This is a genomic window from Oceanispirochaeta sp. M1 (assembly GCF_003346715.1).
In the GTDB taxonomy this organism is placed as follows: Bacteria; Spirochaetota; Spirochaetia; order DSM-2461; family DSM-2461; genus Oceanispirochaeta.
The window spans coordinates 21,309-43,248 of record NZ_QQPQ01000012.1; the positions used below are offsets into that span (position 1 = coordinate 21,309).

Below are 21,940 nucleotides of genomic sequence, written 5' to 3' on the forward strand. Positions count from 1 at the left end.
AAGTACTTATATAATTTAAATTTCATGGGATCTTTAATTCAAATTACATATAATTGAAGCATGTCTAATGAGATACGTAATAAACAAATAATAAACTGGTTACTTGAAGGTGATGTTTCAGTACAGTATCAAGTATATAGAGATTTATTAGATATTAATGGAACAGAGCTCCAGGATAGAATAGAAAAAGAAGGTTGGGGTCAACACTATTTATCAAAAAGAAAATCCAACCTTCATTGGGGAGATCAATTCTATCAACCCAAATGGATATCTACCCACTATACATTACTGGACTTAAGAAATCTTAATATCAGACCCGATCAAACTGCTGTTAAAGAAACTATAAATAATATACTTAAATCTAACATTGCTCTTGATGGCGGTATTAAGCTGGGACCTTCAACATCTCATTACAGTGATGTTTGTGTAAACGGAATGTTTTTAAATTATGCTTCCTATTTCAAGTCCGAAGAAAGAAAGTTGTATTCAATTGTTGATAGTATTTTAAATGAAGTAATGCCTGACGGTGGTTTTAATTGCAGAACCACAAGGAGTGGTGCAACCCATAGTTCCTTACATACAACGATCTCAGTACTCGAAGGTTTATATGAGTTTCAAAAGAGTGGTTTTAAATATCGGAAAGAAGAGATAAAGAACAACATAGATATGGCTGAAGAATTCATCCTCCTGCATCAACTATATTTATCAGATAGAACTGGTGAGATCATAAACAAAGCATTCATTAAAATTCCGTATCCCTGTAGATGGAAATACGACATTCTTAGAGCGTTAGATTACTTTCAGTACACTGGTAAAAGTTTGGATTTTAGAATGAATAAAGCAATAGGCATTATACAAGATAAAAGAAATAATGATGGAACCTGGGTGGTAAATACAGCACATCCCGGACAAGTACACTTCACTATGGAAAAAGCTGGAAAACCAAGCAGATGGAATACATTGAGGGCTTTACGAGTATTTGAGCATTTCAATAATGGATAGTTTAAAGACTTGAAAGTGATGAATGAGTTAATGATTAAGGCAAAAGTCCTGATGACAGATACAGAAAGTACCTGAGGAAAATTTAATGAAAAAAAGAATAGTTATTATAACGCTCTTCATAAGTATGGTTTTTTCCTGTGCAACATATAATCTGAAGGATTACAGGGATATTGATACTATTCGTGTCGCTGCAGTGGGAGACAGCATCACCTATGGCGCATTTATTAAGAACAGAGCTGAGGAATCATATCCCGCACAGCTTCAAGCCATGTTAGGGGACGGTTGGTCTGTTCTTAATTTTGGTGTAAACGGCGCTACTTTACTGAGAAAAGGAGATTCATCCTATTGGAAAAAAAGACAGTTGATAGATGCCTATGAATTTCAACCTGATCTGGTGATCATCAAATTGGGAACAAATGATTCAAAACAACAGAACTGGCAATATAAGGATCAATTTGTATCGGATTATGTTGAATTGATAAATAGTTTTCAGGTACTGGAAAGCCGTCCTTTGGTATACATCTGTTATCCCATTCAGGCTTATTCCGATCGATGGAGAATCAGTGAAAAAGTGATAAAAGGAGAACTTCCCGATTTTATCGATCAAATTTCACTGGTGACAGGAGTTGAGATTATTGACTTGTATACTCCCTTGAGCAATAAACCGGAATTATTTCCTGATACTATTCATCCCAATGCCGATGGTGCCAGTATTATAGCCGAAACTATTTTTTCCAAAATAAAAGAGCTGCCCGATTATCCGAAAGTCAGATAAATGGTGGATTTACGGTGATAAGTATCCAGGATATTGATATTAATTCACTTTATAAATTCTCATAGAAAAGTAAATCTATCCCAAAATTAAATATTTAATAACTCTATATAATGTATTGAATTAAAAACAATAAACGGGTGACCGGATGTACCTGTCAGTACAGCGATTTCAAACACGTTCATAACTTATATTCGTAGAGTTTTAGCTGTCCTTCAAGTATAACAAAATGAAGATTTCTGGAAAAAACCTGAATGCTGTCCTCTTTGTGGTAATTGTACTCTCTGGGGACATGGTTCTGTATTATGTTCCAAAGACACAACTCTCCTGATTCGACCATACAAATAAATAAATTATCAAACAATCCAATCGAAATACTCTATTAATGCTATTTATTAGCTATATAGTAAGCTATTAACTTTTAAATATAAGTCGTAATGGAAATATGATCTATATGTTAATTTTAATATTGACAAGGGATGAATTAGTGATAATATAGCAGGCGAAAGAATAGAAAGATATTAATTAAACATTATTGATATCAAAAAAACGGAGGATAAATTCAAATGAGAAGAATTGTATTATTTTTAATCGCTGCTGTATTCACATTAACGTCATTCAACCTTACTGCGGAGGGTCAGAAGGATGATGGTCAGCTTAAAATTGTTTATTCACAAATTGATCTTGTAAATCCCTTTTTCATAGCGAGAATGGAAGGAGCAAAAGCCAAAGCTGAAGAACTGGGTATCAAACTGATTGTTGATGATTCACAGTGTAATGTAGCTAAACAGGTTTCATCCATTGAGAATTATATTGCTCAGGGTGTAGACGGTATTGTTATGATTACAGTTGATGTTACCGCCATGACAGATGTTGTTCGTCAGGCAACAGAAGCAGGAATCCCTGTAATCTCGGTGATTACTCTTGTTGAAGGGTCTTCCGCCAAATGTATTCTTGATGAATATGAATATGGTTTTCAGGCTGGAATCAATGCCGGTGAGTGGGTAAAAGAGGAACTGGGAGGAGCGGCAGACTGCGCTATTCTCGGATATCCTGAGATGCCTCAGAATAAATACAGAATTGACGGTATGAAAGCCGGACTGCTGTCTATCGCCCCTGCTGCAAATATTGTTTCTGACAACCAGTCTGCCAACAACACCGCAGACGGAATGAAATGTACTGAAATCCTCCTGCAGGCTAACAAAGAACTTGAAGTTATCATCTGTCACAGTGATGCGGTAGCTCTTGGAGCCCTGGAAGCTGTAATGGCAGCAGACCGTGGAAGTGAACGCTTCTTCATCGGTGGAATTGATGCCACTCCTCCTGCACTTGATAAAATGAAGGAGAAAGGGATTTTCAGAGCAACTGTTGATATGATGCCTTTTGCTGAAGCAGGAAATGATATTGAAATGATGGTGAAACTTATCAATGGTGAAGAAGTTGAAGATCATAATATTGACTTTGAAAGAGTAACCTGGAAAAACCTGGACGAATACCTTTCAACAAAATAGAACAGTTCTTTTCTGATTCTAATGCAGCCACGGCGTTTTGCTGTGGCTGCATATTTAAAAAGGAGTTCATTTTGGCTGAAAATATAATTCTTGAGACCAGAAATATCAGTAAAGGATTTCCTGGTGTACAGGCATTGAAAAATGTCGGGTTCAGTCTCCACAAGGGAGAAGTTCATGCGCTGATCGGCGAAAATGGCGCAGGCAAATCAACTTTAATTAAAATATTGACCGGAGCACATCAGCCCGATGGTGGTGAGATTATTCTGGAAGGAGAAAAACTCTCCGATATGAATCCCCATCAAGCCATGTCCTGCGGAATTTCTGCAATTTATCAGGAGTTCAATCTTATTCCCTACCTGACTGTTGCAGAAAATATGTATTTTGGAAGAGAATTCACAAAATCATGCTTTCTTGATATGGAAAAAATGAATAAGTCGGCATCTGAAATATTTGCATCTATGGGTGTTGATATTGATCCTGGAACACAGGTATCCGAACTCAGCGTTGCCTATAAACAACTTGTAGAAATTGCTAAAGCGGTCAGTCAGAATTCACGTATTCTGATTTTTGATGAACCTACTGCCGCTCTTACAAATAGTGAAACTGAAAATTTATTCAAACTGATCAAGAAGCTTCAAAACGAGGGTGTATCTATCATATATATTTCACACCGGCTTGAAGAACTTCAGATAATTGCCGACAGAATCACAGTATTACGTGACGGGCAATATATCGATACAGTAAATATAAAAGATATAGACCGTGCAGGACTTATCAGTCTCATGGTCGGCCGGGATCTGGGAGTAGACTTTCCAAAACCGCCTGAATCAACGGGTGATACCGTTCTGGAAGTCAGAAACATGAATACACGGGGCTTTCTGAAAGATATTAATTTCAAACTGAAAAAAGGTGAAATCCTTGGATTCGGTGGTCTTGTGGGTGCGGGACGGACTGAGATTGCCCGGGCGCTTTTCGGACTTGACCGTCTGGAATCCGGAGAGATTCTCCTGAATGGCAGCAAGGTCACAAACAAAAACCCCGGAGCTGCTATTGCAAATGGGATTGGTCTGATTCCTGAAGACCGGAAGGATCAGGGAGTCCTGCTCAATCTGTCGATCCGTGAAAATATTGGCTATACCTTCATACAAAAGATCTCCGATGGAATCTTTATCAACAGAAGAAAAGAAAAAAAGCTGGTTGATGACTTTACAAAGAGACTGGCCATCAAGTGTTCCTCAGTAGAACAGCGGGTATCCAATCTAAGTGGTGGGAATCAGCAGAAAGTAGTCCTGGCAAAATGGCTTGCCGGTGATTGTGATGTACTGATTTTCGATGAACCCACCAGGGGAATCGATGTAGGTGCCAAGCAGGAGATCTACAACCTTATCAGGGAGCTTGCCGAGTCAGGTAAAGGAATAATACTTATCTCCTCTGAAATGCCGGAACTGATTGGAATGTCCGAACGGATCATTGTTATGCATGAGGGTGTAATTGAGGGAGAGTTGACATCTGAAGATGTAACTCAGGAAAAAATTCTTGATCTTGCATCAGGAAGTAAGTAATCATCCGGGAGGAATAAGTGCTTAATAAATTTAGTTTTAAAAAATCAATCCAGAAACACGGGATATTTTATGTCTGTGTTCTCGTGTTTCTATTCTTTTCCATAGCTTCTGATGCATTCCTGTCTAAGAATAATCTGGTGAATGTTATCAGACAGGTCTCCATGCTTGGGATCTGTGCAGTGGGAATGACCTGTGTCATTATAACATCGGGAATCGATCTGACCGTAGGTTCCATAATGGGACTCACTGGAACAATTTGTGCCAAACTGATGGTAGAAGGCGGATTACATCCCGTACTGGCTGTTGTTTTAGCCCTGCTCTCAGCCTGCCTTTGCGGTGCGCTCAGTGCTTTTTTGATAACCACCGTCCGTATCCCACCGCTGATTGCAACCCTGGGACTGATGGGAACCCTTCGGGGAATTCTGTATATCCTCTGTGGAGGATTACCAGTTTACGGTTTTTCAAAAGCATTCAAGGTCATTGGACAGGGATATTTAGGTGTTGTTCCGGTTCCTGTTATTATAATGATTGTCATCTTTATAGTGGGTCATCTTTTTCTGAACCGCTCCAGATACGGCAGATATATCTACGGTCTGGGTGGTAATGAAGAAGCCACCAGACTGTCTGGTGTTAATGTGCGTGGTATTAAATACCTGACCTATATGTTCTCAGCTCTGTGTGCAGGAATTGCCGGAATTGTAATGCTTTCAAGACTCTTCAGTGCTCAGCCTACCACTGGTGCCGGATTTGAGATGAATGTAATTACAGCTGTCGTTCTTGGTGGAATCAGCATAGCCGGAGGAGAAGGTAAACTAGGCGGTGTTGTGGCAGGTGTCTTGATCATCGGAATACTAAGCAATGGTATGATTCTATTGGGTATTGACTCCTACTGGCAAATGGTTGTTCAGGGTCTTGTCCTGCTCCTGGCCGTTGGTGTGGATCAGTTGGGTAAAACCATGAAACACAGTACTAAACAGACCGCATAAATAAATCTGTTATCAATCGACCGGATCATCTTATGGTCCGGTTTTTTATTTTCCTATCTCAGACTCAGATCAATATATTTATTTGAAATTTAACGATAGTTGTTGGTATATAATATATATGGTTCAGCAGAATTTATCTTTATCTTATGTCGGGATGAGAAATGCTCTTAATTTTGTATGATGATTCCTCCGATTGATACGAATCAAGGTACTGTATAGGAGGAGATGATTATGTTAGATAAAATTATCATCAGGAATAAACTAGCTGCTATTGACGGTAAGGATTATGCAGCCTATCAATCATTGATTGGAACATATAATTTCAATCTATTTACTCTAATCATTCAGCAGATACCTAAAGACCCATACGCTCCACCACACACCGGCATCTATCGGATTCAGATTCCTCGAAATGATAATCGGATTATCCGGCTGACAACAGAAAATAAAAATCAGAATATTGCATGCTCTGATTTTTTAGCAAGACGTTTTTTCGAAGCCAGCCGACAAATATCCAAGGGTATTCGAGGAACGGGATTCAGTGGAATCATAACAATTAATCAACCGGGACAAGCTATTCTGGAGAGAAATAGTGTGCTCATTACAAATGATATGATCGAAATACGTTGCTTTTTGGGTTTGCCTGCTAAAGGGAGAAAAATCACTTCTCAAATAGCCGAAAGCATGTTGATTGATGAACTCACGAGTATAGTAGAGAAATCTTTACTCCAGGCAAGACTTGATCAGAAGACACTGGAAAAGCATATTGCTGTAGCCGAGGATGCTGAATATCTTCGCAATAAACTAAAGTCACTCGGTTTAATTGCCTTTATTGCAGACAATTCGATCCTGGCGCGTGAAAGCGGTACAAGTGATAAACCAATGACAGATCTATCTGCAATCCCCTGTTTCTCGCCTCAGAGTCTTATGAAGGAGATAGTGCTTCCACATGCCGGGAAGATAGGTGGTATGGGGATTCCTAAAGGGATCACATTGATTACCGGAGGAGGTTATCACGGCAAATCTACACTTCTTAAGGCCATGGAAGTCGGTATTTACAATCATATTCCCGGGGATGGTAGAGAACGTTGTGTATCTAACAAAAAATCAGTGAAAATAAGAGCCTATAGCGGAAGATCTGTTGAGAAAACGGACATTTCTCCTTTTATTAAGAATCTTCCCTATCAAAACGATACAACATTATTCTGTACTGAAAATGCCAGTGGAAGTACTTCGCAGGCCGCGAGTATTATAGAAGCTGTTGAAGTCGGTGCTGAGCTGCTCTTAATGGATGAGGATACATGTGCTACCAATTTCATGATTCGTGACAGTAAAATGCAGCAATTGGTGAATAAAGAGGATGAACCCATAACAACATTTATAGATAAAGCTCAGCAGCTTTATTCTGAAATGAATATTTCAACTGTAATTGTTTTAGGAGGCGTTGGAGATTATTTTGATATTTCTGATCTGGTTATACAGATGAAGAAATATCAGCCGACAGATGTGACTTCCAGGTCCCGGGAAATTGTGAAAATGTTTCCAGGGAAACGTAAAAATGAAGATGAAGGGTCTACATTTACTATTCGTGAGAGGATTCCAATCTCTGAGAGTATTGATCCTTACAACGATTATGGTAAATTTGCTATCTATGCAAAAGAGACTCATCGTTTGAACTTTGGAAATCAGGTCATTGATCTCAGCGATTTAGAGCAGCTTATAGAATTATCGCAAACAAAAGCATTAGGTTTTGCAATTGAATACGCAAAAAAAATCATGAATGAAGAAATGACGTTACGTGAGGTGGTTAATCAAATAACACAGGATATTGATGAGCATGGTATTGATGTTATCAGCCATAAGATTTCTGGACATTTTGCCTGTTTTAGATCTCTCGAGTTAGCTTTTGCATTAAATCGTCTCAGAGGTTTTAAGGTCATTCAAAGAGAAATAAACCCTGGAAAATAACATTCATAGATAAAATATATACAGTCTAACAATGGATAGAATTGAGATCCATTCCTATCTATTCTGTACCGTCTACTTTGTATATTCTGACATACCATGGCTTGCTGTATCGGTATGCTGCGATTCTTATTCCGTAGGCACTGCTGTTGATTTCTTCTAAAAGGCTGCATTCATTTTCTGTAAATTCAATCAGTTGTGGATACCAGTGAGCAATATTCCCGTAGAGGACATTCCAATAGGGGCGGTTTTTATAGATAAATGACAGTTCTTCGGGTACTACGATATATTGAATTTCCCGTTTCTCTATGTATTCTTCCAGGGACAGATTGTTCTCTTTAAGAAAATAAAGATTCCGCCAGTCATAGAACTGACCATCGGGAATCGCAAAATCCATATACAGACCGCCGAGTACAACAGAGTCCTGTGGGATTTTGTTTTGTATCTGAGACAGATAGTCTTTGTAATTCTCTTTCTCTTTATTGATTTCAGTTATTGTAAAGAATAAAGTAGCTGTAAGAAGAATGATCAGGAGAGCTCTCAGAAATCTCTTCTTTTTGCCGGAGATCAGAAAATGAATAAGAACAGAAGCAGATAGATAGTAGAAAGGGAGGAGGAAGCTGATCGATGGCTGGCTATATTTACCGATTATCAGCAGGCCGATATTGAATCCGATAAACCCTATCAGGCTGTAATTACCTATTCTTTTATCCTTTTTCAGAAAACTGATAATCAGAAGCAGAGGGAATAAGATCATCTGCATTTTTATATTGGGAGTATGATAAGTACCACTGATCTGATGAAAGAGTTTTGAGTAGAATCCCGGGAGCTTTATAATTTTCATATCCGGTGAATCGAGAACTCCCAGGGGTTCGCCATAAGTACTGTAATCTCTTATGAAATCAGGATTGAAGTGAAAAGAAAGGGCAATAAAAAGTGCAGCAATCATTCCTGCTGCCAGCAGAAATGAGAGACCCTCGGTCCATTTTCTTTTTCCTCTTATAATTTCCAGTATCAGAAAAAGTCCTATAGGCCAGGCTATGATAAAACTATTGGGATGGAATCCAACAGCCAGCCCTGCCATTAATCCTGTGAGAGCTCCTCTTTTCAATATCGGCATATTTTCAGTACTGAGCAGATTCAGCATGGATAGGAGGATAAAAATCAGAATGATCTCCTGTCTCGCCAGATGAGAGATATATACAAACTGAATATCTATAGAGAGCCAGATGGTGGTGAAAAGAGCAACCCAGTGCTTATTGTCAAATCGGTAAAGTTTTAATATCAGGTTATAGAACAGAAAAAGAGAGAGGAATCCGGTCAGAAGAGATATGAGCCTGACTGATAAAATAGAATAACCCAATGTTTTTATAACCGGAATCTGAATCAGGTGGAAGAGAAGTTTTATGGCATGAGGATTTCTTTCATATAAGTCGAAGAAATCTTCAGTACTGCTCAGTGAAGAGTTTTCAATCATGCTGCGGCTTAAGCCGCTTAACCAGGGTTCGTCGCTGTGGACGAAAGGGTAATCCGTCAGAAAAAAGAGATTAATAAACAGCCAGAGAGAGAGATAGATAAGAATGAAATGATTCTTTCGTATTTTCAATTTCACTGATTAGACTTTAACAGGGGTACTGCAATTTTTTAAGTCCTTTATGACCATATATAGCTGAGAACTTCTTCACGCAGTGCCACAAATTCCGGCAAAGATTTAATCTTTCGACTGTTCATCTCTGAATATTCAGTGCTGAAAGGTGTTTCAACTTTTTTTATCAGCTGTCCCGGAAGTTCAGACATGACATAAACCGAGGTTGATAGATAAATGGCCTCTTCTACACTGTGTGTGATCAGAACAACTGTTTTATGTGTTTCACGCCAGATCTTCAGGAGTTCATCCTGCAGGTGTTCTCTTGTAAGGACGTCGAGGGCACCGAAAGGTTCATCCATCAGGAGTATTTCGGGATCATTGGCAAGAATCCTTGCGATGGCCACTCTCTGCTGCATTCCGCCGGATAATTCATATGTATTCATGTGAGAGAAATCTGAGAGCTGAACTCTTTTCAGGTTCTCTTCGACAATCTTCAGTTTCTCTTTTTTTCCGATGCCTCTCATCTTCAGGCCGAAACCCACATTCTGTTCGACATTGAGCCATGGATAGAGGGCAGGTTTCTGAAAAACTACGCCTCTGTTTCTGCCAGGTCCTTTAAGAGCCTCTCCCTTTTGGAAAATAGTTCCGCCAGAGGGAGGAAGAAATCCTCCAAGAACATTGAGCAGGGTGGATTTTCCACAACCAGAAGGACCGACAATACTGATAAAGTCACCCTTTCCGATGGTCAAAGATACATCTTTGACTGCGGAAAGAGTGACTTTTTTAGTTGTAAAATCAACTGATATATCATTCAGTTCAAGAAGATTCATCAGCTTTTACTGCTCCAGTGCCTGTTGGATAAAATCAGGACGCAGGGCAGCCTTGAAAGCATCTAAATCCGGAGCCGATTTGATTGTGTTCTGACTGACAAGAAAGTCAGCAGTAGCTTTCAGGACAGACGCAAGATCACCGATATTTCCAGCTGTTCCCATGTATTTTGAAGAGATTTGTTCATTTCCTGTAAGAAGTACAAGACTTTTCATCTGCCTGAGGGCTTCTGTCTGAGGAATATCAAACTGACGGCTCACAGCATCTGCCGCAGCTTCTTTATCACTGTTGTAAAAATCAACGGCCTTGATTTCTGAAGCGATATATTTAACCACAAGTTCGGGGTACTTTTCAGAAAAACCCTTTCTTGCCACAGTAATATCACCTGTCAAATACCCATTTTCAGAGAGCTTTCTGGAATAGATAAGTACTTCTCCGTCACTCTCAAGCATTTTTGCAAGAGTAGGCTCCCAGATAAAGCTACCGTCAATGTCTCCTCTGTGCCATGCGGCAAGAGCGTCTGGCGGCTGCATGTCGTAGATTTCAACGGTTTCGGGATCAACACCTTCAAGCTCCAGGGCAGCCAGGAGATGATAATGTGTAGTTGCACCGAAAGGTACAGCAACTTTTTTCCCGGCAAGGCTCTTTATATCTGTGATGCCCGCATCTTTCTTTACAACCAGTGCCTCATTGTCACCAATAATATCGTGAACCCAGATAACATCAAAAGGAACCTTATTAGCTATGCCCGCTGCAATGCCGCTGCTCCCGGATAAACCGATATCGATACTGCCTGCTGCGAGGCCTGTATTAAGCTCAGAACCCGAGTTTATCTGTACCCATTCGACGGGGATTCCCGCAGATTCTTCAAACCAGCCGAAATCTTTTGAGATGATCTGACCGTTGGGGATGGCCTGGTAACCAATTACAATTTTGTCAGGCAATCCTGTCGAATCACTTTCTCCCATAGCTGAAACACCGATTACAGCTATGCTTAAAAGCATTGAACAAAGTAGTACGCTTTTCTTTTTCATTGATAAGAACCTCTTTTATCCTTTTCCCTTCCAGGGGATTATTAATCTTTCTGCAATTCTTATAAGGCGGTCTAATATTATGCCCGTGATACCCATTACGAAAATTCCCATAAACATAACATCTCCTCTCAGGAATTTTCCCGCATCGAGAACCATCCAGCCTATACCGGAGGTAGCCGCAACAATTTCAGATGAGACAAGAGTTGTATAAGTGAAACCTATGCTGACTCTCATTCCGGTAAATATTCCCGGCATACATGAGGGGAAAACCACATGGCTGAAAATCTTCAGCTTACTGGCTCCCAGTGACTGGGCAGTCTGAATCCTTTCCATCGGCACAGCGGCTACTGCAGACATGGCACTAATGGATAAAGGTGGGAAAGCTGCCAGGAAAAGAAGCGTTATTTTTGATTCATTCCCGATTCCCAGCCATATAACCAGAATAGTGTAATAGGCCAGGGGGGGGAGGGGACGATAGAATTCAACAATGGGGTCAAATATTGCTTTTACTTTCCAGTTGTATCCCATAAACATACCCAGAGGTACGGCGATAAAACAGGCAAATATAAAGCCGGATACAACCCTGAACAGGCTGTCTCCCAGATGCTGAAGCAGTGTTCCACCTCTGTAACCTGAAACAGAAATTTCAAGAAAGGCATCAAGAACGCTTGATGGTGCCGGGATGAAGTATTCGGGAAATATTTTTAATTCTGCAACGATGAACCACAAAATGAAAATTGCGAGAACAGTAGCTGAAGAAATAGACAATTCAATTATTTTTCTCTTGGTATATTTGTTCATTTTGCTTTAATTATAGTTATAAATAAATTATCCAGACAAGTCGTATGGAAATACGACTGTCTGAACAATATAAAATGTTTGATTAAGAATCAGTTTACACAGCTGGAGCTGGTCATTTTAGCAACGCGGTTACCGATAATACCACCACCAACAAGGAAGATCAGGAAGATCCATCCTGAAAGAGAGAAGTTAGCTATTGGTGTGTAGAGTGCTCCCACATTACAACCATTGGCAAGCCTTGTGCCAAATCCCATAAAGAGTCCACCCATGGCAAACAATAGAATATCCTTGAACCTGACCTTGATTTCTGACAGAAATGTTGCTTTGAAGCTTCCTGCCAGTAAGAGGGTTATAATGGTTCCAAGAATAATACCGAAGTTCTGTACAGATACAGGATTGGCAAAAATAGATGTCTGAAAGAATGATGCCGGGAAATGTGTGAATGATGCCAGAGCCTTAGATGAGACTCCGAATACCATAAGTACTTTACCAAACCAGAAACCGTATACTGTTGAGGCTCCCCAACCGGCTTTTGTTACACCCATTAGGAGAGTGAATACAATTGCTATAACTACAGCGCCGGTTCTCATTTTCCAGGGAGTGACAAATACCATTTCATATGTTTCTTTACTGAACAATTTAAAGGGTTTTTTCTCAATCTCTTTGTCCTGTTCAATTTCTGAACCCACACCGGAAAATTTACCGCTTGCCTTACGGCTGTCTTCGAATCGTCTGGACAGGTATATGACTATAGCTGCAAAGAAAGCGGTCAGCAGGGTAGCTCCCAGGTAACCGTTCATTCCATCCCACATGAACCAGTCCGGCATATAAACACCTCCGGAGAGCTGTTCTCCTGTTACTGAGGAAAACCATGAGTCCGTAACCCAGGACGCTGTTTTCTGAACGGGAAATCCGATAAAAACACCAAGGCCGAAGAATATAAGTGTAGTTATTGCTCTCGGCAGGCCTGTAACAAGGTCTGTAAGAACACCGGATGCACAGCATGATGAAAATGTCATACCAAAACCGAAAAATAATCCACCCAGGATCAGTCCCAGGTTAATAGGGTTCACCCACAGATTGTAAGTAGTCGCATCCCTGCCATAAAGGAGAGCAACAGATAATGCCGCTGTTCCCAGGAACATCCACATAAGGATTCTCATCAACTTTGATGATCCTGTTCTATAGGGTCTGTTTACACTTCCTGCAAAACCCATAAAGGCTCTGGTCAGGGCGTATCCAAACCCGATACCAGCCATAAGTCTGAGGAGAAGCATCTGGGATCCCAGAAATGCCCCTCCAAATATAAGGATAAGCAGAACAAGTGCAAATCCTATAATATTTTCTACTTTGTTGTTCATCAACAATCTCCTAGTCGAAATTATAATCTGTTAAAATTGTATCTCTGCCGGACATCTTATCATGGAAGAATTCATGGAAGGATACTCCCATAAAACCGCCGGAGACATTGTAAACCCTTTTAAAACCGAGGTTCTGCAGAGCCAATACGGCATTGTAGCTTCTCTGTCCACTTCTGCAGTGGAGGTAAATATTCCTGTCTTTGGGAAATTCGTTAATTCTGTCTCTGAGCTGGCTCAGAGGAATGTTCTTGGCACCCTTGATATGGGACAGTTCGTACTCATTCTCTTCTCTTACATCAAAGATGGCCGCACTGTGTTCAACCAGATCTCTGACATCGTCGACATTGACCTGTTTGAAGACATCATGGAGACGGTTGGTGGCTACATAACCGGCAAAGTTAACAACATCCTTGGCAGTTCCAAAGGGAGGTGCATAGCAGAGTTCCAGATCCTGTAGGTCTCTGATGGTTCCTCCGAATTTGATAACCGTTGCGATAACGTCGATTCTCTTGTCCACATTTCCCTTACCGATAGCCTGGGCTCCCAGAATCTTACCTGTGGGTACTTCATATACCAGCTTAAAATGCAAGTTTTTTGCTGTGGGCATCAGTCCGACCTTGTCACCCGGGATAACTCTGACGCAGTCAAAATCGATGTTATGTTTAAAATTTCTGATAAAATCAACTGTCATACCAGTTGAGGCTGCATTGTAATCAAAGACCTTCAGGATGGAGGATCCTATATAACCTCTGTTGTCAATTTTCATACCGTTGATATGATCCGCAACACCTCTGGCCTGCTTCTGTGCCGGACCTGCAAGGGGCAGTTTAAAGTAGTCGTTGAACAGATAACTGTATACCTCAATGGCATCTCCCACAGCGTAGATGTCCCTGTCGACTGTTCTGTAGTTTTGATCAACTTTAATAGCACCGGTTTTTCCGATCTCAAGACCCGCACCCTTAGCCAGATCAATTTCAGGAGATACTCCGATAGCCAGTACAACCACATCAGCATCCACTTTTCTACCGGAACCAAGAATGATCTTGTTTTCTTCAAAGGCGCTGACCTTATCGTTAACGATAAGATTTACACCCTGGTCATAAAGTTCTTTATGGAGGATCTGAACCATGTCGGAATCAAGGATTCTCAGGATCTGGGGCATTGCCTCGACCAGAGTTACGTTATATCCCGCTTCCTTAAGGTTTTCAACGGTTTCAATTCCTATAAAACCACCGCCTATGACGGAGACATTCTTAACATTCTCCCCTTTAACTGCTTCTGCAAGTTTGGCGATATCCACAACATTTCTGATGGTGTAAGACTTTACTTTTTCAATGCCTGGAATGGGGGGGACAATGGGTTTTCCTCCGGGAGAGAGAACGAGTTTGTCATAGGACTCTCTATACTCCTCGCCAGTGGTCAGTTTCTTTACAACAACTTCTTTTGCCTGCCTGTCGATGGAAACCACTTCGTTATCAGTTCTGACGTCGATATTATACTGTGATTTAAAGAGTTCGGGAGTCATTAAAACCAGATCCTCTGCTTTCTCAATAGTGCCGCTCAAATGATAGGGCAGGCAGCAGTTTGAAAAAGAGACATGAGGTCCCTTTTCAAATACGATAATCTGATCTTCTTCACTGAGTCTTCTTAATCTGGCTGCTGCTGATGCTCCACCGGCAACTCCACCAACTACTAATAATTTTCTTGGCATATGACCTCTCCTCGAAAGAATCTATAAAATTTAATTGATACATTTTTATGTATATATATTTATTTATTTAACCTTATACATTCATATAACTGTAAAATACATGCCATGTCCAGTATTTTATTGAAATTACATGCCATGTTCAGTAATTTTTGAACTTTGTTGACAATTGAAGAGATTAAGTGATAATTTTTTAACAGAGCTAAATATTAAAAAGGATATCATCCAATGAGAAAAAATAGATTATTTTCGGGCTTAGCACTTTGTGTTTTACTGCTTTTTACTTCATGTACATTTATGGATTATGCTGAATCTGATACTTTGATTGTCAGTGCTAAAGATGCAGTAAAACTACTGGACAAGGGTTATATCCTTGTTGATGCGCAGAAAGCAACGTCTTATGCCAAGGGTCATATTGAGTCAGCAGTCAATATTGAACGGAAAGCGATTATGATTTCAGATCCTGTTCCAAATACTCTCGCTACAGCAGATATAGTTGCTAAAGCTGCGGGGAATGCCGGATTAACCGAAAACTCTGATCTTGTAATTTATGATGATAACAAGAATATGGATTCTTCTCGTCTCTACTGGACATTGAAGATCTGGGGACACAAGGGAGACATTGTTATTGTCTCCGGTGGATTTTTCAGTCTCCTGGATGCCGGTCTTAATGAAACCGGGACAGCAACAGAACCAAGCCCTGCAACATATAAAACAGGGACCCTGGATAAATCCATGATTGAAAGTAAAGGTAAAATCTGGAGTATGATTGATGATCCCGATGAAAATTTTGTACTTATTGATGTCCGTTCTGATGAAGAATACGCAGAAGGAACCATTCCAGGGGCTATTCATATAAACCATGAAAAAAATCTTTTTATAAATGATGATAAGGGAAGTACTTTCCGCCCTGTCTCTCACAATAGAATCCTTTATAAGGAACTGGGTATTACGCCTGAAAGTGAGATTGTCATGTTTTGTAAGAGTTCGGTCAGAGCTGCAAATACATATGCTGCACTTTATAATGCGGGTTATCGTAATTTAAAGATTTATGACGGAGCCTGGCTGGAATGGGAATCCGGAAAATTACCTATTTTCATTCCTGAAACAACTCTTGATACAACCACAGCTTCAGAGGATAACTCTTAATCCGTTTTTTATATATTTTCCTCTCAGCTAAATGAGAGGAAAATATTAATACCTGCCAATCCAGCCTATCGCTCCTGATCTTCAATAAGTATACTCATGTTTGATTTATATTAAATAATTGCTACAATTGTTATATCTCAATAATTAACCTTTTAAGGATAACCCCATGAAAAAAACTGTACTTATACTTATGACTGCTTTGTTAATGATTTCCTGCAGTGAAAAGGGGGATATTCCTAAGGTTTCCGATCTTCCTGAGGGAGAGGTCATTGTCTCTAATTCAGCAGATTATACGGGGCTGATTTCTTCATATACAGCAGGTATTCTCAGCCGTGAAAATACAGTCAAAGTTGTTCTTGCTGAGCAGCCGGTACAGGATTTATCAGAGAATCAGCTTAAGGATCTTTTTCAGTTTGAACCGGCTGTAAAGGGCGTCACAAGCCTTATTGATGGTGGAACATTGCAGTTTCAACCTGAAACTGCAATGAAAAGCGGTCAGTTTTATATTGTCCGATTGAATCTGGGGAAAATCATGGATGTTCCTGAAGATAAAAAAGAATTCAGTTTTTCTTTTTCTACCATAGTCCAGGATCTGGAGCTGCTTATTGACAGGATCGATCCGGATGATTCAGACACAATGACAGTCCTGGGACGCATCAAAACAGCAGACAGTGCAGAAGACAGTGATATTGAGAAAATCCTTACCGGGTACAATGAAAACAGCGCTGTCAGCTGGGAACACAGCAGAGAGAATCACAGCTTTGTTCTTACAGGTATTCCCCGTGAAGAGGAAGCATCTGTTTATAAGATTAAATGGTCAGCTAAGAGTATCGGAGTAGACCGGGAAGGGGAAGAAAATATTGAAGTCCCCGCATTAAATGTATACAGATTTATGAGCTGGAAAAAAACAATCAATCCCGGAAAGACAATTGAACTCCATTTTTCGATGCCCCTTGATACGCAGCAGGAAACAACAGGTCTTGTGAGAATCGGAAATCAGGAGATTCATAGTCTAAAAATCCAGGACAGCCGTATCATCATCTTCTATGAAAGGCTGAGTATCAATAATAAAGAGCTTATAATCAATTCCTCTCTGAAGGATGAGAAGGGAACTCTCCTGGGGCGTGATGTAGCTTTTAAGATTCCAACATCTCAGGAAAAACCCATGGCGGAGTTTCTTACCAAGGGCGGTCTGCTTCCCACAGGAGAGGGGTTTCTTATTCCCATGGAAGCTGTCTCACTCAAAGCCGTTGATATCGAAATAATCAGAGTGTATGAAAACAATATGGTTCAGTTTCTCCAGGATAACATGGATATAAAGGGCGGCTACAATATGAACCGGGTAGGTCAGCCTATTGCCTTTCGAACAGTGAGTCTTGAGGGGCGAGGTGTTGATAACCTGAATGTAATAAATACATTTGAACTGGATCTTTCACCCTGGGTTTCACCGGAGCCGGGAGCTCTCTACCAGCTTCGCTTATCATTCAGACGCTCTCAATCTCTATATCCCTGTGAGGGAAATCACAGTGAAGAGGACGATCTTCCTCTGAATAAGTCGGAGTGGGTAGGTCCTTCCTATGGCAGTAATTGGGATAATTATTACTATTCAGACTGGCAGAACCGGGATGATCCCTGTTCCAATACTTATTATGCCAGACGCACTGATAAAGTCAGTTTTCTCTCATCCAACCTTGGTGTTATTGCCAAGAAATCTGATGTGAGCGGTATGACTGTTTATGTTACAGATCTCAACAGTGCAGAGCCAGTGGCCGGTGCCGATGTTGTTCTTTTTGATTATCAACAGCAGGAAATAGCCCGGGGGATCAGTGATTCGGCAGGTTATATCTACCTAACTCCCAAAGGAGTACCCTTTGCCCTGCAGGCATCAAGTGATGGTATGAGCAGCTGGATGCGTGTTGATGATGGTTCCTCTCTGTCTGTTAGTGATTTTGAGGTTGAGGGCGGTGATGTCAAGGAAGGTCTTAAGGGATTTATTTATGGTGAGAGGGGAGTTTGGCGTCCCGGTGATGACATCTATATGGGATTTATTCTTCAGGATGAACTTAGTAAACTTCCTGAAGATCATCCGGTTGTTTTTGAACTCCTGGATCCCGATGGTAAAAGAGTCCAGAAGAAGATCTCCACATCATCAGTGGGTGGAATGTACAGGTTTCAGGTTAAGACAGACAAAGAGGCGCCAACAGGATTCTGGACCGCTGAAGTTACTGTCGGAGGGAGTGTCTTTACAAAAGTTATCCGGATTGAGACTGTAAAACCCAATAGATTGAAAATTATTCTGGACAGTCCCGCAGAACCCCTTGTTTCAGAATTAACTCTTATTCCCATGGAAGTCCGCTGGCTACACGGAGCCGTGGCCAGGAATATGAAAACAGAGACAGATATGATTCTCAGTTCACGAAAAACAAGTTTCAAAGGTTATTCTTCATTTGAGTTTGATGATCCGGGAAAATCTTTTTATTCTCCCGCAGAAACTGTTTTTTCAGGGCAGATTGATTCTCAGGGACATGCGGATATTCGTCTCCCCATCCCTTTTGAAGGTAAAAGTGCCGGATTTATGAAGGTAGATCTTCAGACCAAGGTCTTTGAGGAAGGTGGTGACTTCAGCATCACGCGGAATATTCTTTCATTGTCTCCCTATGAGACTTATGTCGGAATCAAAACACCTGCTGGAGATATACAGCGGGGCATGCTTCTTACAGATGAAGATCACGAACTGGATATTATCAGCCTGAATAGAGACGGCAGTTTCTCTGAGCGGGAAACTCTGGATGTTGAGATGTACAAACTGGACTGGAAGTGGTGGTGGGATCGTTCGGAAGAAGATCTGGCCCGGTTTGTTTCCAGGAATTACCGGCAGGCCCTGGTTAGAGAAAAGATAGAACTTGATGCCGGAAAAGGAAGCTGGTCATTCCAGATTAACTATCCTGAATGGGGACGTTATCTAATCAGGGTAATTGATCCTGTTTCCGGTCATTCAACGGGTAAAATTGTTTATATTGACTGGCCCGGTTGGGCAGGTTCTCCCCAAAGAGGAAGTTCCATATCCCGTTTGAGTTTCTATGCAGAGAAGGAAGATTATAAAACCGGAGAACAGGCCGTTTTCACTATCCCCAGTGAGGAGGGCGGACGGATTCTAATCAGTCTTGAAGATGCAACGGGAGTCCTTAATTCCTGGTGGGTGCCCTCTTTGAGTGGCCAGACGAAAGTTGAATTTCCAATTGAGCCCTCTATGGCTCCTACGGTTTATGTCCATGCAAGTTATGTGCAGCCCTATGGGGGGAGCTCAAATGATCTGCCTGTCAGGATGTATGGAATCATACCTTTAAATGTAAGCGATCCGGCTACCAGATTAGAACCTGTATTGAAGTCGGCTTCTCAGTTTGAACCTCAGGGGCAGGTTTCAATTACTGTTTCAGAGAAACAGGGACGGTCCATGGCCTATACCCTTGCTGTTGTTGACGATGGTTTACTGGATCTTACTAATTATAAAACTCCTGATCCCTGGTCTACTTTCTATGCCAAAGAGACCCTTGGTGTAAAAACATGGGATATTTTTGATGATCTTATTGCAGCAAGGGCGGGTAGTTTCGGAACTCTTTTATCCATTGGGGGAGGTGAAGGAGCAGATCCTGAGCCCCCCAAAAAAGCCAGCCGATTTGAACCGGTTGTCCGATACTTCGGTCCCTTTGAACTGGAAGAAGGGGAGACTGCCGAACATGAGTTTGAGATGCCCCTCTATGTGGGATCCGTCAGAATAATGGCTGTTGCAGCTGCAAAGGGCTCATACGGGCATACAGAAAAAACAGTTCCTGTCCGTAGTGATCTTATGGTTCTCGGTACATTGCCGCGGGTTCTGGGACCTGATGAAGAGATTTTATTACCTGTAAATGTATTTTCTCTCTCTGAGAAAGGAGGAGTCGCCAGGGTAAGTGTTTCTGTCAGTGGTCCTCTCGAAATTCTTGAAGAGAGCAGTAAGGATATCGTCTTTGACAGTCCTTCAGATGACTATGTATATTTTAAAGCCAGATCCAGGGGTGAAACTGGTCCTGTACGGGTTCATTTCATGGCAGAGATGGACGGTGAAAAAGCAGAACAGAAGATTGAGTTTAATGTCCGCCCTTCAAATCCTCCCACCACAAGGATCACCGCAGTCGTTCTTGAACCCGGAAAGAATATGATTATTCCTCTCCAGCCTTTCGGTCTGGAAAATCAATTTTCACAAATTCTGGAAGTCTCATCTCTCCCTCCTATCAACCTTGAGAAAAGACTGGACTACCTTATTCGCTATCCCCATGGCTGTGTTGAACAGACCGTATCTTCTATCTTCCCTCAACTATACCTTCCTCAGTTGGCTGAGCTATCAGAAACCCGTTTTACAGATCTGGAGAAGAATCTTCGGGATGGAATTGAGAAGCTTAAACGCTTTCAGTTAAAAGATGGTGCGTTCTCCTATTGGTCAGGATCATCGAATCCAAGCCCCTGGGGAACAAGCTATGCCGGACACTTCCTGCTGGAGGCTCAGAAAGCGGGATACCATGTTCCCTCTGGTATTATTACAGACTTCATTTCCTACCAGAAAACAGCATCAAATCTCTGGCGTCCCGGAGGAAATGAGAGTTCTTTGAACCAGGCATACAGACTCTATACTCTGGGCCTTGCCGGTCAGGCTGATATGGCCGGTATGAACCGTCTGAAAGATTCTGATGCCCTCACCGATGCAGCCCGTTGGAAACTGGCCTCTGCCTATGTTCTTGCTGGTCGTACAGATGCCGCTAAGGAACTGACCAAAGGGGCTTCTACCCGGATCAGTACCAGTTTTGAAACTGACAGTTTCGGTACAGCCCAGAGGGATCAGGCTCTTGTTCTGGAAGCACTGACTTTGATGAATAACAGGAAAGCAGGTGAAGAACTGTTTAATTCACTGGCTGCAAAACTTGGATCAAATGAGTGGATGAGTACACAGACCACAGCTTATACATTGCTGAGTATCAGTAAGTGGCTGGGAGAAGATGCAGGTAAGGAACATCCTGTTTTCAGCTGGAGCATTGATTCAGGTTCTGAGGAAAGGGTTCAAGCTGAATCACAATACTCTTTTGTCGAATTGCCATCAAAGAAAGGGGCTCTGAATCTTGAGAACAAAGGGGGAGATCTACTGTATATAAACCTTGTATCAAGTGGAATACCCCTTCAGGGAGAAGACCGGGATGAAGAATCAAATCTGAATCTGCGTGTATCTTATAAACCTAAGAATAGCGGAGAATCATTCTCATCAGAAAGCATTACATCAGGTACTGATTTTATTATGGAAATTAAGATATCTAATCCCAATGGTCAGCCTGAACGTGAAAACCTTGCCTTGGAACAGATCCTTCCTGCGGGATGGGAAATCATAAATCCAAGACTCTTTACATCACAGAGTGGAGGAAATAAAGGTCAGTTCGATTATCAGGATATCAGAGATGACAGGATTTACACTTATTTTGATCTTGCCCGGGGAGAAACAAAGGTTTTCAGTGTTCTTCTAAATGCATCATACCGTGGAACATACTATCAACCCTCTATCCGTTGCAGTGCCATGTATGATGATACGGTATCAGCTGTTAAGGCCGGCCGGAAAGTTGAGGTTAGGTGAACCACAGGTTTAAAAAGCTT

Annotated in this window: 14 protein-coding genes; 8 read left to right on the top strand and 6 right to left on the bottom strand. The window is 41.2% G+C overall.

Annotated features, from left to right (window positions below):
* Positions 1 to 60 precede the first annotated feature (60 nt).
* The 6 genes from DV872_RS10115 to DV872_RS10140 all read left to right on the top strand — a co-directional run bounded on the left by DV872_RS10115 (position 61) and on the right by DV872_RS10140 (position 7,801).
* Complete coding sequence (locus DV872_RS10115; RefSeq protein WP_114629811.1) at positions 61 to 1,002, top strand: hypothetical protein; 942 nt, start codon at positions 61 to 63, stop codon at positions 1,000 to 1,002.
* 85 nt (positions 1,003 to 1,087) lie between these two features.
* Entirely contained in the window at positions 1,088 to 1,777 is a 690-nt protein-coding gene (locus DV872_RS10120; RefSeq protein WP_114629812.1) for a GDSL-type esterase/lipase family protein, read from the top strand.
* Between the two features lie 563 nt (positions 1,778 to 2,340).
* Positions 2,341 to 3,285 (top strand): sugar ABC transporter substrate-binding protein, encoded by a 945-nt coding sequence (locus DV872_RS10125; RefSeq protein WP_114629813.1) that lies wholly within the window; start codon positions 2,341 to 2,343, stop codon positions 3,283 to 3,285.
* 71 nt (positions 3,286 to 3,356) lie between these two features.
* Positions 3,357 to 4,847 (top strand): sugar ABC transporter ATP-binding protein, encoded by a 1,491-nt coding sequence (locus DV872_RS10130; protein ID WP_114629814.1) that lies wholly within the window; start codon positions 3,357 to 3,359, stop codon positions 4,845 to 4,847.
* A gap of 17 nt (positions 4,848 to 4,864) precedes the next feature.
* Positions 4,865 to 5,833, top strand: a complete 969-nt coding sequence (locus DV872_RS10135) for an ABC transporter permease (protein WP_114629815.1) — start codon at positions 4,865 to 4,867, stop codon at positions 5,831 to 5,833.
* A 231-nt stretch (positions 5,834 to 6,064) separates the two neighbouring features.
* A complete protein-coding gene (locus DV872_RS10140) occupies positions 6,065 to 7,801 on the top strand; it encodes an ABC-ATPase domain-containing protein (protein WP_158546912.1) in 1,737 nt (578 codons plus the stop codon).
* Positions 7,802 to 7,859: 58 nt separating this feature from the next.
* On the opposite strand, the gene DV872_RS10145 is transcribed toward DV872_RS10140, so the two are convergent.
* The 6 genes from DV872_RS10145 to DV872_RS10170 all read right to left on the bottom strand — a co-directional run bounded on the left by DV872_RS10145 (position 7,860) and on the right by DV872_RS10170 (position 15,121).
* Positions 7,860 to 9,410, bottom strand: a complete 1,551-nt coding sequence (locus DV872_RS10145; RefSeq protein ID WP_147283147.1) for a glycosyltransferase family 39 protein — start codon at positions 9,408 to 9,410, stop codon at positions 7,860 to 7,862.
* A 41-nt stretch (positions 9,411 to 9,451) separates the two neighbouring features.
* Entirely contained in the window at positions 9,452 to 10,216 is a 765-nt protein-coding gene (locus tag DV872_RS10150; RefSeq protein WP_114629818.1) for an ABC transporter ATP-binding protein, read from the bottom strand.
* A gap of 6 nt (positions 10,217 to 10,222) precedes the next feature.
* Positions 10,223 to 11,248, bottom strand: coding sequence for a glycine betaine ABC transporter substrate-binding protein (locus tag DV872_RS10155; protein WP_114629819.1), 1,026 nt, complete (start codon positions 11,246 to 11,248; stop codon positions 10,223 to 10,225).
* Between the two features lie 15 nt (positions 11,249 to 11,263).
* Positions 11,264 to 12,049: an ABC transporter permease gene (locus DV872_RS10160; protein ID WP_114629820.1), complete on the bottom strand. Its 786-nt coding sequence runs from the start codon at positions 12,047 to 12,049 to the stop codon at positions 11,264 to 11,266.
* An 89-nt stretch (positions 12,050 to 12,138) separates the two neighbouring features.
* The gene (locus DV872_RS10165; protein WP_114629821.1) at positions 12,139 to 13,410 is read right to left on the bottom strand and encodes a YeeE/YedE family protein; all 1,272 of its coding nucleotides are present in this window, start codon (positions 13,408 to 13,410) and stop codon (positions 12,139 to 12,141) included.
* A gap of 10 nt (positions 13,411 to 13,420) precedes the next feature.
* On the bottom strand, positions 13,421 to 15,121 hold the full coding sequence (locus DV872_RS10170; RefSeq protein WP_114629822.1) for an FAD-dependent oxidoreductase: 1,701 nt from the start codon (positions 15,119 to 15,121) through the stop codon (positions 13,421 to 13,423).
* Between the two features lie 225 nt (positions 15,122 to 15,346).
* Here DV872_RS10170 and DV872_RS10175 point away from each other — a divergent pair, with 225 nt between their 5' ends.
* Positions 15,347 to 16,267 (top strand): sulfurtransferase, encoded by a 921-nt coding sequence (locus DV872_RS10175; RefSeq protein ID WP_114629823.1) that lies wholly within the window; start codon positions 15,347 to 15,349, stop codon positions 16,265 to 16,267.
* Between the two features lie 166 nt (positions 16,268 to 16,433).
* Entirely contained in the window at positions 16,434 to 21,920 is a 5,487-nt protein-coding gene (locus DV872_RS10180) for an alpha-2-macroglobulin (RefSeq protein WP_114629824.1), read from the top strand.
* Positions 21,921 to 21,940: the final 20 nt, after the last annotated feature.

Bases quoted from the DNA above. Each gene is read 5' to 3' on its own strand.
- DV872_RS10120 (WP_114629812.1), top strand. From the start codon at position 1,088: ATGAAAAAAAGAATAGTTATTATAACGCTCTTCATAAGTATGGTTTTT.
- DV872_RS10160 (WP_114629820.1), bottom strand. From the start codon at position 12,049: ATGAACAAATATACCAAGAGAAAAATAATTGAATTGTCTATTTCTTCA.
- DV872_RS10115 (WP_114629811.1), top strand. From the start codon at position 61: ATGTCTAATGAGATACGTAATAAACAAATAATAAACTGGTTACTTGAA.
- DV872_RS10140 (WP_158546912.1), top strand. From the start codon at position 6,065: ATGTTAGATAAAATTATCATCAGGAATAAACTAGCTGCTATTGACGGT.
- DV872_RS10175 (WP_114629823.1), top strand. From the start codon at position 15,347: ATGAGAAAAAATAGATTATTTTCGGGCTTAGCACTTTGTGTTTTACTG.
- DV872_RS10150 (WP_114629818.1), bottom strand. From the start codon at position 10,216: ATGAATCTTCTTGAACTGAATGATATATCAGTTGATTTTACAACTAAA.
- DV872_RS10125 (WP_114629813.1), top strand. From the start codon at position 2,341: ATGAGAAGAATTGTATTATTTTTAATCGCTGCTGTATTCACATTAACG.
- DV872_RS10165 (WP_114629821.1), bottom strand. From the start codon at position 13,410: ATGAACAACAAAGTAGAAAATATTATAGGATTTGCACTTGTTCTGCTT.
- DV872_RS10180 (WP_114629824.1), top strand. From the start codon at position 16,434: ATGAAAAAAACTGTACTTATACTTATGACTGCTTTGTTAATGATTTCC.
- DV872_RS10170 (WP_114629822.1), bottom strand. From the start codon at position 15,121: ATGCCAAGAAAATTATTAGTAGTTGGTGGAGTTGCCGGTGGAGCATCA.
- DV872_RS10155 (WP_114629819.1), bottom strand. From the start codon at position 11,248: ATGAAAAAGAAAAGCGTACTACTTTGTTCAATGCTTTTAAGCATAGCT.